This window comes from Pseudarthrobacter phenanthrenivorans Sphe3 (assembly GCF_000189535.1).
GTDB lineage: Bacteria > Actinomycetota > Actinomycetes > Actinomycetales > Micrococcaceae > Arthrobacter > Arthrobacter phenanthrenivorans.
Genome location: NC_015145.1, coordinates 107,171 through 120,000 on the forward strand (window position 1 = coordinate 107,171; position 12,830 = coordinate 120,000).

Genomic DNA, 12,830 nt, shown 5'->3' on the forward strand with positions numbered 1-12,830 from the left:
CCCTACCAGCCATCGAAAACAGCAACAAGGAGCATCATGGCAATCGCGACCATCGACCCCACCACGGGCATCACCCTGAAAACCTTCGACGCCCATACGCCCGAAGAGGTAGAAAACCGGATCGCCCGTGCGGAAGCAGCATTCCGGTCACTGCAGAACACCTCCTTTGAAGAACGCGCCCGCTGGATGCATAAGGCCGCTGACATCCTCGAAAGCGAAGCCGACGAAGTGGCCCGTCTCATCGCCACCGAGATGGGCAAAACCTTAACGACAGCAAAGTACGAGGCCCTGAAATCAGCCACCGGCATGCGGCACTTCGCCGATCACGCCCAGCGCTACCTTAGCCCGGAAACCCCGGTCCCGGCGAAAGAGGTCAACGCCTCCAACCTCCACGTACAATTCGACCCGTTAGGCGTCGTTTTGGCCGTTATGCCCTGGAATTACCCCCTTTGGCAGGCCGTCCGCTTCGCCGCCCCCGCACTAATGGCGGGCAACACAGGGCTCCTCAAGCACGCCTCAAACGTTCCTCAATGTGCGCTGTACCTGGGAGACCTCTTCGCCCGCGGCGGTTTTCCTGAAGGCGCGTTTCAGACACTGCTGGTTGAAGGCAAAGACGTTATTCCCCTCGTGGATGACGCAAGGATCAGGGCGGTCACCCTGACCGGCTCCGTCGCTGCCGGTTCCGCCATTGCTGAAGCAGCCGGCAGGAACATCAAAAGGAGTGTCCTGGAACTGGGAGGCATGGATGTCTTTATCGTCATGCCCTCGGCCGATATTGAAAAGGCTGCTGCCCAGGCAGTAATCGCACGCCTTCAAAACTCGGGGCAGTCCTGCATCGCGGCCAAGCGCTTCTACGTTCACGAAGATGTCTACGACCGCTTTGAACATCTGTTCGTTACAGGTATGGCCGAAGCAGTTGCCGGTGACCCCTTGGACGAAAGCACCAGCTTTGGCCCCCTGGCCACGGAGCGAGGACGCCAGGACGTTCATGAACTGGTTAGGGACGCCCGCGAAAAAGGGGCAGCAGTTCAGTGTGGAGGAGAAATACCGGAAGGGGAGGGCTGGTACTACCCGGCGACTGTCCTCACAGGCGTAACAGAGGACATGCGCATCTACCGGGAAGAATGCTTCGGCCCCGTGGCCTGCCTCTACAAAGTGTCATCACTCCAGGAAGCCATCGCTCTCAGCAACGACTCTGATTTTGGTTTGAGCTCAAGCGTGTGGACGAATGACGAGACCGAAGCGACCGAAGCAGCTCGATCAATCGAGGCCGGGGGCGTCTTCATCAACGGTCTGACGGCGTCATTCCCGGCGGTGCCTTTCGGCGGCCTCAAAGACTCCGGCTACGGACGTGAGCTCTCCGCCTATGGAATCCGGGAGTTCGTAAACATCAAGACGGTCTGGACCTCCTGACCCACCCGACACGGGGCGGCGCTGGCCCTACTAACCCTCAGCGCCGCCCCTTCAACCCTTTTCTCTGAGGAAAATATGACTAAAACAGCGATTGTCCGCGTCGCCATGAATGGCATCACCGGCCGGATGGGTTACCGCCAGCACCTGCTGCGTTCCATCCTCCCGATCCGCGACGCCGGCGGCTTCACCCTCGAGGACGGCACCAGGGTCCAGATCGAACCGATCCTGGTGGGCCGCAACGAGGCCAAGATCCGCGAACTTGCGGAAAAGCACAAGGTCGCCGAATGGACCACGGACCTCGACTCGGTCATCAACGACCCCACCGTTGACGTCATCTTCGACGCGTCCATGACCAGCCTCCGCGCAGCCACCCTGAAGAAGGCCATGCTCGCCGGCAAGCACATCTTCACCGAGAAGCCCACAGCGGAAACCCTTGAAGAGGCCATCGAACTTGCCCGCATCGGCAAGGAAGCCGGCGTCACGGCCGGCGTCGTTCACGACAAGCTCTACCTGCCCGGCCTGGTCAAGCTCCGCCGCCTGGTGGACGAGGGCTTCTTCGGCCGCATCCTCTCCATCCGCGGCGAGTTTGGCTACTGGGTCTTCGAAGGCGACATCCAGGCGGCCCAGCGCCCGTCCTGGAACTACCGCAAGGAAGACGGCGGTGGAATGACCACGGACATGTTCTGCCACTGGAACTACGTCCTCGAGGGCATCATCGGCAAGGTCAAGAGCGTCAGCGCCAAGACCGCCACCCACATCCCGGCGCGCTGGGACGAAGCCGGCAAGGAATACAAGGCCACGGCGGATGATGCTTCCTACGGCATCTTCGAGCTCGAGACCCCGGGCGGCGACGAAGTCATCGGCCAGATCAACTCGTCCTGGGCAGTGCGTGTCTACCGCGATGAACTGGTGGAGTTCCAGGTTGACGGGACCCACGGCTCCGCCGTCGCAGGCCTGAACAAGTGCGTCGCCCAGCAGCGCGCCCACACCCCCAAGCCGGTCTGGAACCCGGACCTGCCCGTCACCGAGTCCTTCCGCGACCAGTGGCAGGAAGTCCCGGCCAATGCCGAGCTGGACAACGGGTTCAAGCTGCAGTGGGAAGAGTTCCTCCGCGACGTCGTGGCCGGCCGCGAGCACCGCTTCGGGCTGCTGTCCGCCGCCCGCGGCGTCCAGCTGGCCGAGCTCGGCCTGAAGTCCAACGATGAACGCCGCACCCTCGACATCCCGGAGATCACCCTCTAATGACCTCGCTCATCCTTCCCTCCCACGACGGCGGCACCCGCGAATACCGGCTGCAGGGCGGCACCTCCTGGGCCCGCCCCACCGCCCCGCTGACTGCCCGGCGGGCCTACGCTGCCGCGCACGTCATCCCCGAAGTCCTCGCTGACAACACCCCCGGCGCCCCGGCCCGGCTCGACTGGGAGGCGACCATGGCCTACCGCCATGAGCTGTGGTCCTACGGGCTCGGTGTGGCGGACGCCATGGATACTGCCCAGCGCGGCATGGGCCTCGACTGGGCGGCCACCCAGCAGCTCATCAAGCGGACAGGCGTCGAGGCCGCATCGGTGGTCGCAACCGGAAACGCCGCCACAGCGGGCAAGACCGTCCGGGACCTGGTTTCCTGCGGCGCCGGCACGGACCAGCTCGACATCGACTCCCTGCCGGCCGGCGAAGCGGGCATCAAGGCCGTGCTTGAGGCCTACCGCGAACAGATCGCCGTGATCACCGAAGCCGGCCCCAAGGTTATCCTGATGGCGTCGCGTGCCCTGGCCAAGGTTGCCAACGGCCCTGACGACTACCTGAAGGTCTACTCCACCCTGCTGCAGGAAGTGGACCAGCCCGTCATCCTGCACTGGCTGGGCACCATGTTCGATCCCGCCCTGGCCGGCTACTGGGGTTCGGACGATGTCGCAACCGCCACCGCGACGTTCCTTGGCCTCATCAGGGACCATGCGGACAAGGTGGACGGCGTCAAGGTCTCCCTGCTGGATGCCGGCCACGAGGTTGCACTCCGCGCGGCCCTCCCCGAAGGCGTCCGCCTCTACACCGGCGACGACTTCAACTACCCCGAGCTCATCGACGGCGACGGGACCCACCACTCCGACGCCCTGCTGGGCATCTTCGCGGCCATCTACCCGGCCGCCTCGGTTGCCCTGCAGAACTACGACGCCGGCAACGCCGCCAAAGCACGCGAAATCCTGGACTCCACCAGGGAACTGGGCAAGCACATCTTCAGCGCCCCCACCTTCTACTACAAGACCGGCATCGCGTTTATGTCCTGGCTCAACGGCAAACAGCCCGGCTTCCAGATGGTCGGCGGTCTGCACTCCGGCCGGTCTGTGTGCCACCTCGCCAAGACCTTCGAACTGGCCGACCAGGCGGGCCTGCTCAAGGACCCGGCACTGGCTGCCTTCCGGATGTCTGAATTTTTGCGGATAAGCGGGATCTAGATGGACCTTGCCAGTCCGCGCCCGAATGGACACGCACGGGTTCTCATCGCATCAGATAAATTCAAGGGCTCCCTTTCCTCACGAGAGGTCGCCGCCCATCTCACTGCTGGTCTTCGCAGCGTGCATCCAGCCGTTCAGGTCAAACAGCTGCAGGTCGCTGATGGTGGCGAAGGCACAGTAAAAGCGGTGATCAGTGCAGGCTTCAGCAGCCATCTCGTTCAAGTCAGCGGTCCCACGGGACGTCCAGTTGTCGCAGAATTTGCAACACGGGGCAACGAAGCCGTTATTGAGATGGCAAATGCCGCTGGCTTAGCCCTTCTCCCAGGGGGTGCCTCCGCTCCGCTGACCGCTAGTAGTAGAGGAGTAGGAGAACTCGTCTGCGCAGCACTCGACCTGGGCTGTAACAAGATCGTCATCGGGGCTGGAGGAAGCGCCTGCACTGACGGTGGGGCTGGATTCCTGGCGGCACTTGGTGCCGAATTTCTCGATGCCAAGGGTCAACCTCTGCACGAGGGCGGGGGGTTTCTGATGGACCTCGCCTCCGTGAATCTGGACAACCTGGATAAGAGACTTCGTCGGGCGCGATTCGTTTTGGCAACAGACGTTAACAACCCATTGCTCGGTCCTGAGGGTGCAGCAGCGATATTCGCGCCCCAAAAGGGGGCTACGAAGACCGACATCGCGCGCCTCAAAGCCGGACTTGAGCAGCTAGTCGCAAGTATGGAGCAAGAAATCGGTCCTCGGGCTATTAGAGCTGCCGCAGTACCAGGAGCGGGATCTGCGGGCGGGCTCGGTTACGCTGTCATCGCAGTCCTGGCTGCGCGAACCCAACCAGGAGTCGTTGCCTTCCAAAACATACTGGAACTGAACCACTACATCGCGGACTCAACACTCGTAATAACCGGTGAGGGAAACATGGACGAGCAAAGCCTCGGCGGGAAGCTGCCCCTGGGTATCAGTCGCATCGCTTCAGAACACGGTGTACCAGTGATTGCAGTCTGCGGAAACATCGCCCTGGACGCTTCGCAAGTTGAGCTCGCTGGTTTCACCCGGGCCTACTCTCTGCGGGAACTGCAGCCCGATCTGTCCCGATGCATCAACCAAGCTGGGCCACTGTTAGAACAAATTGGGAGCACCATCGGATCTGATCTTCACAAACTGGGTGCATGACGGACACGACGGGCAGGGCAGGTCGCACGTTGGAGGCAAGAATATGAGCAAATTCCAATACCTTGAGCCCGGCAGCCGAATTGAAGCATGGGACAAAACCGGCACCCGCTGGCAAGGAACCGTTGATATGGCAGACCCTGATTTTGGCGTTATTTGGATCCACACAGACGTTGGGGAACGCAAACTCCTCGACTTCCACGAGCATACGATCCTTGCGGCCCTGCCGGTAAATCTGCAACCTGAATCGCTCAGGCCTGTGTAAGACTAACGCCGATAATGGAGATTATGTAAAGTAGTAAAAAGGTTGTTCGCAATTTCTGCGAATACGTCCACTCTCGATAACGGCTTGTTTAGGCCTAGATAACGGCTGTGAGCGGCCGGTTTGTTTGTCTGGTCACGGCAGGGATCCGTTCAGGTGAGCCCGGACGTGCTGCGCTGCATGTCCACAAATTGGCGTCGTATCAGGCATCCTGGGCTCGCAGTTTGCATTTTTTGCATTCTGACTGCAAAACTTGCAGTCGGCATTGGAGGCTTCTTGGGTGATAAGTTCGGCGGTCTCGCGTTCTTGCCGCTGCCGAATCGGGAGCCGGATCGTGACGCGTTCCTGAGCGAGGTGCTCACCGGGTGGAAGAGATCCCACTTGGCGCAGAACTTCACCCTGCAGACGACCAAGCGCCGGGTCGCCTCGGTGATGCGCCTGTCGGACTTCTCGGGCAAGTATCCGTGGGAATGGGGCCCGGTCGACGCGGATGAGCTGTTCGCCCATCTGCGCGGTGTTGAGAACCTTGCCCTTTCCACCGTCCGGGCGTACCAGACGGACATCAAGCTGTTTTGCGAGTATGCGACCAACCCTGAATACCCGTGGAACGAGAACTGCGGGCGGCTCTTCGGGACCACCTTTTCCCAGGTGATCACCGAGTTCAACAAGGCCCGGCACGTCCAGGATGCCGATATGGGTCCAGAGAAGCGTGCCTTCACTCTCGAGGAGCTGCAGGCATTCTTCGACCTGGCCGACCTGGAGGTCGAACGGATCATTAATTCGGGGCGCAAGGGCGCTCTTGCCGCCTGGCGTGACGCCGTGGCCTTCAAGACCGCCTACGGCTGGGGCCTTCGGCGCGACGAGCTTCGTCACCTCAGCCTCGTGGATTTTTCCCGCAATGTTAAGGCCCCGTACTTTGGTGACTACGGCATTCTGCGCGTCCGGTTCGGGAAGCCGCAGAAGGGCTCCCCCAAGAAACAGCGGTCCGTCCTGACCCTTCTGGACTGGGCGGCCGAGGCGGTTGATGACTGGGTCAGGCGCGGTCTTCCCCGGTATGGGCAGCCTGTCGGCGACCTCTTCCCGACTGACCGTGGCGGCCTGGTTCCGGAAAAGAACCTCCGGGCTCGGATGCGCGGGTTCCTTGATGAACTCGGCTTTCCGCCGGGGCTTGATCTTCACTCCCTGCGCCGGTCCTATGTCACGCATATGCAGACCGAGCACGGATATGACACCAAGTTCATCTCAATGCAGGTTGGCCACGAGCACACATCGACGACCACGATCTACACCCTGCCCTCCCCCGACTATGCCGCACGCGAACTCGAACGCGTTCTCAACAGCACCCTGCTGGCCAGCAACAGCAGGGTGCTGACCAAACCCACAACGCCTTCCGGAAAGACACCACGATGAACCGTCAGATCGACTACCAGTTTCGCGTCAAGGAGCTGATGGCACGCGCCGGGATGCGAAACAGCCGTGATCTTGTTGCTCCGCTTCGGGAGCGCGGCATTACGCTCTCCGAGTCGCAGATCTACCGGCTCGTCGGCCAGAACCCGGATCGGATCTCGTTCCAGGTCCTGGCTGCGCTCTGCGACATTTTCAAGGTCGAAGCCAACGAAATCCTCACCTACACCGCAACGGACGCCCGCACTCAGCGCCGTCGAACCGCGGTCGGCGACGGCACGGATGTCCCCCTTCTGGCCGCCTACCGGCCGGTTCGGGCGCGCATTACCCGCCCCCATGAGCAGTGAGTTCAAGCCGCGTGGCCGTCCCCGCTCCAACAGGACGAGCGAGGGCTGCGACCGCTGCGGAAAGACCACCGGAAAAATCCGGGTCCGTTGGCCAGACGGACGCATCTGCGGCATCTGCTTCACGAACGCAACCCACCGATACGGCCGATGCCCGCTCTGCGGCGCCGACAGAATGCTCCCCGGCCGGACCGATACAGGCGAGGACATCTGCCGGGAGTGCGCCGGCATCACGACGAACCTCACCTGTGACAACTGCGGCCGCGAGGCTGAGCGCTTCCGCGGCGGGCATTGCATCTCCTGCGTACTCACCACCGATCTGACCGAGCTCCTCAGGCCAAATGACCCGCCCGACCTGCGGCTAAAACGCCTGATCAAGATATTGACCGACTCCACCCGGCCCGAGAGCATCTACACCTGGCTGCGCGGCCACGGCGGTCGATCCGCGTCACTGCTCAAGCGAATCGGCGACCGAGAGATCGAACTCTCCCACCAGGCCTTCGACGAGCTTCCGAAGACGCCGGCGGTCGAGCACCTCCGGGCAATCCTCACCCACAACCGGATCCTTCCCGCCCAGGAAGACCGTCAGCTGGCCATGTTTGAACAGTGGCTGGAAGAACGCCTCGACCAGCTCTCCACTACACCGGAAATCCACGCACCCATCGAGCGTTTTGCGCGCTGGCATCACCTCAAAAGGCTTCGGGCGGAATCGTCCGCGACGAAGAACATGAACTACGCCGTGCGCTCGGCGAAACAGGAGATCACCGAGGCGGGAAAGTTCCTCCGTTGGCTCCACGACGAGCACGGCAGGACAGCATCTTCCATCCGCCAGATGCATCTCGACGAATACCTCTCCGAGGGCACCTCGACCCGGCGACATATCCGGAACTTCATCCAATACCTCAAGCGGGAAACGCCAGGGAAGGACATCCAGGTCGCTGCGCGGTTGGCCAGAACAACACCTGTCCTCAGCCAACAGGAACGCCTGGACCTCGTCCGCAAGCTCATCGAGGCCGACAACGTCGCCGTCTCGATCCGCATCGCGGGGCTGATCTTCCTGCTCTATGGCATCCCCATCGGCAGAATTGCCATGCTCACCATCGACGACGTCGAAGTGACCGTCAAGGGCATGTTTCTCAATCTCGGCCGGTACCCAGCGCCCATCCCCGAGCTGCTGGCACCCATGTTCTGGGCCCACCTCCAGAACCGCGGCGGCCAGCAGACAGTCAACCGCGACACGCGCTGGCTCTTCCCGGGCGTCCGCGCAGGATCCCCCCGCTCCCCCAACACCCACCTGCTAAAGCTTCGCGGGATGGGCGTCAACATCCAGGGCATCCGCAACGCCACCCTGCAGAGCCTGGTCAAAGAAATCGACGCGACCTCACTCGCACGCATGCTCGGATACAGCAAGCAGACTCTGTCCCGCCACGCGGGAGCCACCAGCGCACCCATGGCAAGCTACGTCGTTGGCAAGAACCCCCACTTCACCCGAGAACGCAGCCGCGACCAACCGGCGGAAGAAACCCAGTGACAAAGCCCGCGCCCGCGTATAGGCTCCGACCAGCTTCCATCTTCAGGGGGAATCGATGAAGCATTCACGATTATGGCGAAACAGTTTTTGTCTGCTATCTCTCAGCCTGCTCATGACTTCGTGCGCGTCAGGCACCATCGACCAAGCGGCGACGGACGTCAGCACGCCTTCCCCGACCGTTTCCACGCCTCCCGCGGCGACATGCGCGTCATTCCTGCCGACCGCCGCATGTTCGCAATACGTCAGCATTTCGGCGACATCCAACGGCGTCGACCTGCCGTGGGCTGCGGCAGGCGGGCTGAGAGTGGAACTTTATTCCGTCAACGGAGAGCTCCAGTTCGGGGCGAAAACCCCGTGCAATCCGATCAGCGCTCCGGCGGTGATCAACGGGAACACCCTCACACTCGACAAACCCGCAGTCGGGGCGATGGGCTGCGCCGGCGAGTCTTCTGCGCAGGAGCAATGGGTCATGCAATTCCTAAGCCGGCCCATCGAAATGGCGTTCGTCCAGGACACCCTGACTTGGACCGCCGGAGCGGACACGCTCAGCTTCAAAAGCAAATAGCAGCCCCTGGTCTGGGCGTGACCCTTCGCCCACTTGGTCTGACGCTTTGGCAGTGACCTCAAGCAGTTATCAACAACACCTTGGACTCCGCCGGGGGACAGAGAATAAGCCCCAAACTGATAACCCGCTTACCCAGTTAAAGGCTGCGTATTGCATCGAATGCATCATTTACGGCCTAGTAAAGGGGTTGCAAGCCCGCGGGGTCTGATTCGGGCCCGTCAGCCCTCGCACTCAATGCAGTAGGACCGGCCGTTGTCTTCGCGGGCCAGCTGGGACCGGTGCCGGACCAGGAAGCAGGATGAGCACGTGAACTCGTCCGCTCCCTGCGGGATGACCTGGACGATGAGTTCCTCGGCGACGATCTCGCCGCCAGGGGTCAGGCCTTCGTCCAGGGCGTCGGCTTCATCGAGCTCAGTGACGACGCTGCGGGCATCCGGGGCGCTGGCGGACTTCAGCGCCTCCAGGGAGCTGTCCTGAGATTCCTTGACGTCGGAGCGGACTTCGTCGTAATCGGTAGCCACGTTTGGCGGTTCTCTTTTCTTCTCTGGTGCCGTTTTCTTTCCTGACCAGAGAGCAACGTACACGATGGTCGGCTTGTTCCCCTGCGGGGTTGTCGTCGTGTTGCTGTCATGGGCACGAAGTGTCTTGACGTGTTCGGTATGGACGCTGACACTCGTACTCACAGGTCGAGGATTGGAGGCGCCGTGGACGGTCAGCGCATCGGCTACCTGCGGGTGAGCACCGTGGATCAAAATGAGCTGCGCCAGCTCGATGGCCAGGTCCTGGACAGGGTTTTCACCGACAAAGCTTCCGGCCGGGACACGGCACGGCCGCAGCTGACCGAACTGCTGCGCTTCGTCCGTGACGGCGACACCGTCGTAGTGCACAGCATGGACCGGCTCGCCCGGAACCTCGATGACCTGCGCGCCCTGGTCCAGGGCCTCACTAAACGTGGGGTGCGGGTGGAATTCCTCAAGGAGCAACTCGTCTTCACCGGCGAGGACTCCCCCATGGCCAACCTGATGCTCTCGGTCATGGGTGCCTTCGCTGAATTTGAACGGTCTTTGATTAGGGAACGTCAGCGCGAAGGCATCGCCCTGGCTCAGCAGCGCGGCGTCTACAAGGGCCGGAAGAAGACCCTGACCCCGGAACGGGCAGCCGAACTGGTCCAGCGCGCCGGCACCGGCATCCCCAAAGTCGTCCTCGCCCGTGACTACGGAATCAGCAGGGAAACCGTCTACCAGTATCTACGCCACGCCCGACAGGAATGACCCCGTCCACTCCCCCCGGGACCAGAAGCTCTCTTTGGGCCGTTCGTCAGGACTTTGCCGGATACCGCTGTCGTTCCCAGCCAATCTCAAGGTTGACCCGGCAGTGTTGGACGCGGAACTTCGGCCAACCGCTATTTGGCCGGAGTTTCGCCACTTCCGACCCAATCAGCCTGCAGCAGACAGCCCCTGCGCGTCAGCGGACAAAGGGCGGGACGGATGCATCGTTGAATGGCTCAAACCAGTCCTGGACGTTCATTGGTGCAAAGCCCAACTGCAGGTTCAGCTCAACATCGTTCTCGAAACCATCCATCGCGTTCTGGTAAAGCAGATCGCTGTCCATATCCTCGAACATCTGCTCTTCAAGTGTCCCCCGCCAGTCGTCAGCCAGGTCCAGGTCATACGAGTCCTGAATGACTTCGACCTGGTCAAGAAGGCAGCGCAGCGCCAGCTCCTGGGCGACACAGGAAGGACGGCTCCAGCCGCGGGCCATCGCACCGGTCATGTCCACCGCAATCACGACAAACCGTTGGACGAAGCCAATGTCGTATTTGTGCGCTTGCCCGGGAGGCAACCAGGATAGAACGAAGGTATTGGCGATGTCCTCGCGATCAATGGACTGAAGCTTCCGCAAGCCGGCGAGATCCTCAAAGAGTTGGTCGATCAGGATGATCGAGGCCTCCCAAAGCGCACCCGTCAGAAGCTTCGCCTGGAACAGGCTCCTGTCCCGGCGCTCCTGAGTGATCGATTCCATCCATTCAACGTCATCGGGACCCAGCATGCTGCGCTGCTCCGCCGTCAGATCTTCCAGTCGCGGCTCGAACCCCAACTGCTCCAGGCTCAACCCGGCAAGCCCCTCCCCTACCTGCAGCAGGTGCTCCATATAGTTCTCTTCCTGACTCATGCCCCCCGATGCTACCGGGAGTTGCCGCAGCCTCGACTGCACTCATCGGAGCACACCACCAGCCCGACGGAATCTCCATTATCGGCCTTTCGCTAGTTGTGCCAGGAGACGGGAACTCGCAGTGCTATGCCATATGGACTTCTTTCAACGCGCTCCTGGCCTTGTGGCTTGAACCCGCCGTCACCCCACCGCCGCTGGGAGGGTCGAGGACAGCAAGACCGCGGCTAAGGCGCTCAGGCGTCATCGTAAAGCTCTGCGCATCTCAGTAGATGAATCCATGTGGAGCTTTCCCGCGCCGCTCGGCTCTTGTTCTCCGCCAAGCCGGGAAGGCTGACCAAGGAGTACGTCTTCTTCACCACGCTCCACTGAGAAAAAATCAGGGGCTTGTGAGGCGCTCGCATTAAATATAGGCTTTAGCTGTTTCCTATATTTAGAAGGGTCTTCAGCGTTGCATACCCATCAGTCATTTCCGGTCCCTGACCTCATCCGACTTGCCGCAGAAGTGCTGCAGGCTCGCGGCGTCCCCGACGACGACGCCCAACTCACGGCCCGCTCGCTCGTCCAAGCAGACCAGCGCGGCATCTTCTCGCACGGCCTGCTGCGCCTGCCGTTGTACGCCGAGGCGCTCCGCCTGGGCGGCATTAACCCCACCCCGGCGATGACCTTTTCGTCCACCCGGAATGCCGTGGCCGTGCTCGATGCCGACGGGGCGCTTGGCCAGGTCGCCATGCAGGCGGCGGTTCGCAGGGTCATCGACGCCGGCGGTGCACACGGTATTGCCGCCGTCGCCGTCTCCAACAGCAGCCATTACGGAGCGGGAGCCTTCTGGAGCGACCAGCTCGCCGAGGCAGGCTTCCTCTCCTTCATCACTTCGTCCACCGGCCCCGTGGTCGCACCCCACGGTGGACTTGAGAAAGTGCTAGGAACCAACCCGCTCACACTTGGCGCACCCAGTGCCGGCGGGTGGCCCCTGACTGCCGACCTCGCCACAAGCAACGGCGCGTACGGCAAGGTCATTGCTGCCCGCAACGAGGGCCGGCAGCTTCCTGAGGGGTGGGCCGTGGACTTCGAGGGCAACCCGACCACCGATCCCGAAGCTGCAGCACTCGGGTCCATGATCCCTTTCGGCGGCCACAAGGGCTCGGCTGTCTCGGTGCTCCTCGAAGCCTTCGCCTCGTCACTCACCGATGCAACGTTCGCGTACGAGACCGTCGACATCTGGTCCAACCCTGCGTCCCGGATGAACAACGGGCACCTCGTCGTCGGAATCGACGCGGCTGCATTCGGAGGCCGGGACCACACCGAGGCCCGGGTTGCAGATCTTCAGCAGCGCGTCCGCATGTCGGGACCGGCCGGCCGCACCGTGCATGCGCCGGGGGACCCGGAACGGGCACGTGAGGCGGAAGCCGCCACGTCCGTCCAGTTGCCCGCCTCCACGGCAGACCAGCTCCGACGGCTCGCACACGAACTTTCGCTCACAACCGTCTGAACAAATCAGTCGGCCAAACCAACCGAACAGGCC

Annotated in this window: 13 protein-coding genes; 11 read left to right on the top strand and 2 right to left on the bottom strand. The window is 62.1% G+C overall.

Going from position 1 to position 12,830, the window contains the following annotated elements:
• Window positions 1-36: 36 nt before the first annotated feature.
• The 9 genes from aldh to ASPHE3_RS21935 all read left to right on the top strand — a co-directional run bounded on the left by aldh (window position 37) and on the right by ASPHE3_RS21935 (window position 9,136).
• On the top strand, window positions 37-1,413 hold the full coding sequence (aldh, locus tag ASPHE3_RS00525) for an aldehyde dehydrogenase AldH (protein WP_013599271.1): 1,377 nt from the start codon (window positions 37-39) through the stop codon (window positions 1,411-1,413).
• A gap of 75 nt (window positions 1,414-1,488) precedes the next feature.
• On the top strand, window positions 1,489-2,655 hold the full coding sequence (locus ASPHE3_RS00530; protein WP_013599272.1) for a Gfo/Idh/MocA family protein: 1,167 nt from the start codon (window positions 1,489-1,491) through the stop codon (window positions 2,653-2,655).
• Window positions 2,655-3,863, top strand: a complete 1,209-nt coding sequence (locus ASPHE3_RS00535; protein ID WP_013599273.1) for a dihydrodipicolinate synthase family protein — start codon at window positions 2,655-2,657, stop codon at window positions 3,861-3,863. The genes ASPHE3_RS00530 and ASPHE3_RS00535 overlap by 1 nt, the downstream gene beginning before the upstream one ends.
• Entirely contained in the window at window positions 3,864-5,033 is a 1,170-nt protein-coding gene (locus ASPHE3_RS00540; protein WP_013599274.1) for a glycerate kinase, read from the top strand.
• A 43-nt stretch (window positions 5,034-5,076) separates the two neighbouring features.
• On the top strand, window positions 5,077-5,295 hold the full coding sequence (locus tag ASPHE3_RS00545; protein ID WP_013599275.1) for a hypothetical protein: 219 nt from the start codon (window positions 5,077-5,079) through the stop codon (window positions 5,293-5,295).
• A 153-nt stretch (window positions 5,296-5,448) separates the two neighbouring features.
• Entirely contained in the window at window positions 5,449-6,702 is a 1,254-nt protein-coding gene (locus ASPHE3_RS00550) for a tyrosine-type recombinase/integrase (RefSeq protein WP_013603027.1), read from the top strand.
• Window positions 6,699-7,043 carry a helix-turn-helix domain-containing protein gene (locus ASPHE3_RS00555; protein WP_012311535.1) on the top strand — a complete coding sequence of 115 codons (345 nt, stop codon included), beginning with the start codon at window positions 6,699-6,701 and terminating at the stop codon, window positions 7,041-7,043. The genes ASPHE3_RS00550 and ASPHE3_RS00555 overlap by 4 nt, the downstream gene beginning before the upstream one ends.
• Window positions 7,044-7,215: 172 nt before the next feature.
• The gene (locus ASPHE3_RS00560; protein ID WP_013599276.1) at window positions 7,216-8,571 is read left to right on the top strand and encodes a site-specific integrase; all 1,356 of its coding nucleotides are present in this window, start codon (window positions 7,216-7,218) and stop codon (window positions 8,569-8,571) included.
• Window positions 8,572-8,683: 112 nt separating this feature from the next.
• The gene (locus ASPHE3_RS21935) at window positions 8,684-9,136 is read left to right on the top strand and encodes an META domain-containing protein (protein WP_167536970.1); all 453 of its coding nucleotides are present in this window, start codon (window positions 8,684-8,686) and stop codon (window positions 9,134-9,136) included.
• 218 nt (window positions 9,137-9,354) lie between these two features.
• On the opposite strand, the gene ASPHE3_RS00570 is transcribed toward ASPHE3_RS21935, so the two are convergent.
• Window positions 9,355-9,657: a DUF4193 domain-containing protein gene (locus ASPHE3_RS00570; protein ID WP_013599278.1), complete on the bottom strand. Its 303-nt coding sequence runs from the start codon at window positions 9,655-9,657 to the stop codon at window positions 9,355-9,357.
• 183 nt (window positions 9,658-9,840) lie between these two features.
• Here ASPHE3_RS00570 and ASPHE3_RS00575 point away from each other — a divergent pair, with 183 nt between their 5' ends.
• Window positions 9,841-10,407, top strand: a complete 567-nt coding sequence (locus ASPHE3_RS00575) for a recombinase family protein (RefSeq protein WP_013599279.1) — start codon at window positions 9,841-9,843, stop codon at window positions 10,405-10,407.
• A gap of 193 nt (window positions 10,408-10,600) precedes the next feature.
• Here the strand turns inward: ASPHE3_RS00575 and ASPHE3_RS00580 are convergent, their stop codons facing one another.
• Window positions 10,601-11,308, bottom strand: a complete 708-nt coding sequence (locus ASPHE3_RS00580; protein ID WP_041652426.1) for a hypothetical protein — start codon at window positions 11,306-11,308, stop codon at window positions 10,601-10,603.
• Between the two features lie 448 nt (window positions 11,309-11,756).
• Between ASPHE3_RS00580 and ASPHE3_RS00585 the strand changes: the two genes are divergently transcribed.
• Window positions 11,757-12,797 (top strand): Ldh family oxidoreductase, encoded by a 1,041-nt coding sequence (locus ASPHE3_RS00585; RefSeq protein ID WP_013599281.1) that lies wholly within the window; start codon window positions 11,757-11,759, stop codon window positions 12,795-12,797.
• Window positions 12,798-12,830: the final 33 nt, after the last annotated feature.

Excerpts from the sequence above, each read along its gene's own strand:
- aldh (WP_013599271.1), top strand. The coding sequence starts at position 37 with ATGGCAATCGCGACCATCGACCCCACCACGGGCATCACCCTGAAAACC.
- ASPHE3_RS00530 (WP_013599272.1), top strand. The coding sequence starts at position 1,489 with ATGACTAAAACAGCGATTGTCCGCGTCGCCATGAATGGCATCACCGGC.
- ASPHE3_RS00535 (WP_013599273.1), top strand. The coding sequence starts at position 2,655 with ATGACCTCGCTCATCCTTCCCTCCCACGACGGCGGCACCCGCGAATAC.
- ASPHE3_RS00540 (WP_013599274.1), top strand. The coding sequence starts at position 3,864 with ATGGACCTTGCCAGTCCGCGCCCGAATGGACACGCACGGGTTCTCATC.
- ASPHE3_RS00545 (WP_013599275.1), top strand. The coding sequence starts at position 5,077 with ATGAGCAAATTCCAATACCTTGAGCCCGGCAGCCGAATTGAAGCATGG.
- ASPHE3_RS00555 (WP_012311535.1), top strand. The coding sequence starts at position 6,699 with ATGAACCGTCAGATCGACTACCAGTTTCGCGTCAAGGAGCTGATGGCA.
- ASPHE3_RS00560 (WP_013599276.1), top strand. The coding sequence starts at position 7,216 with ATGCTCCCCGGCCGGACCGATACAGGCGAGGACATCTGCCGGGAGTGC.
- ASPHE3_RS21935 (WP_167536970.1), top strand. The coding sequence starts at position 8,684 with ATGACTTCGTGCGCGTCAGGCACCATCGACCAAGCGGCGACGGACGTC.
- ASPHE3_RS00580 (WP_041652426.1), bottom strand. The coding sequence starts at position 11,308 with ATGAGTCAGGAAGAGAACTATATGGAGCACCTGCTGCAGGTAGGGGAG.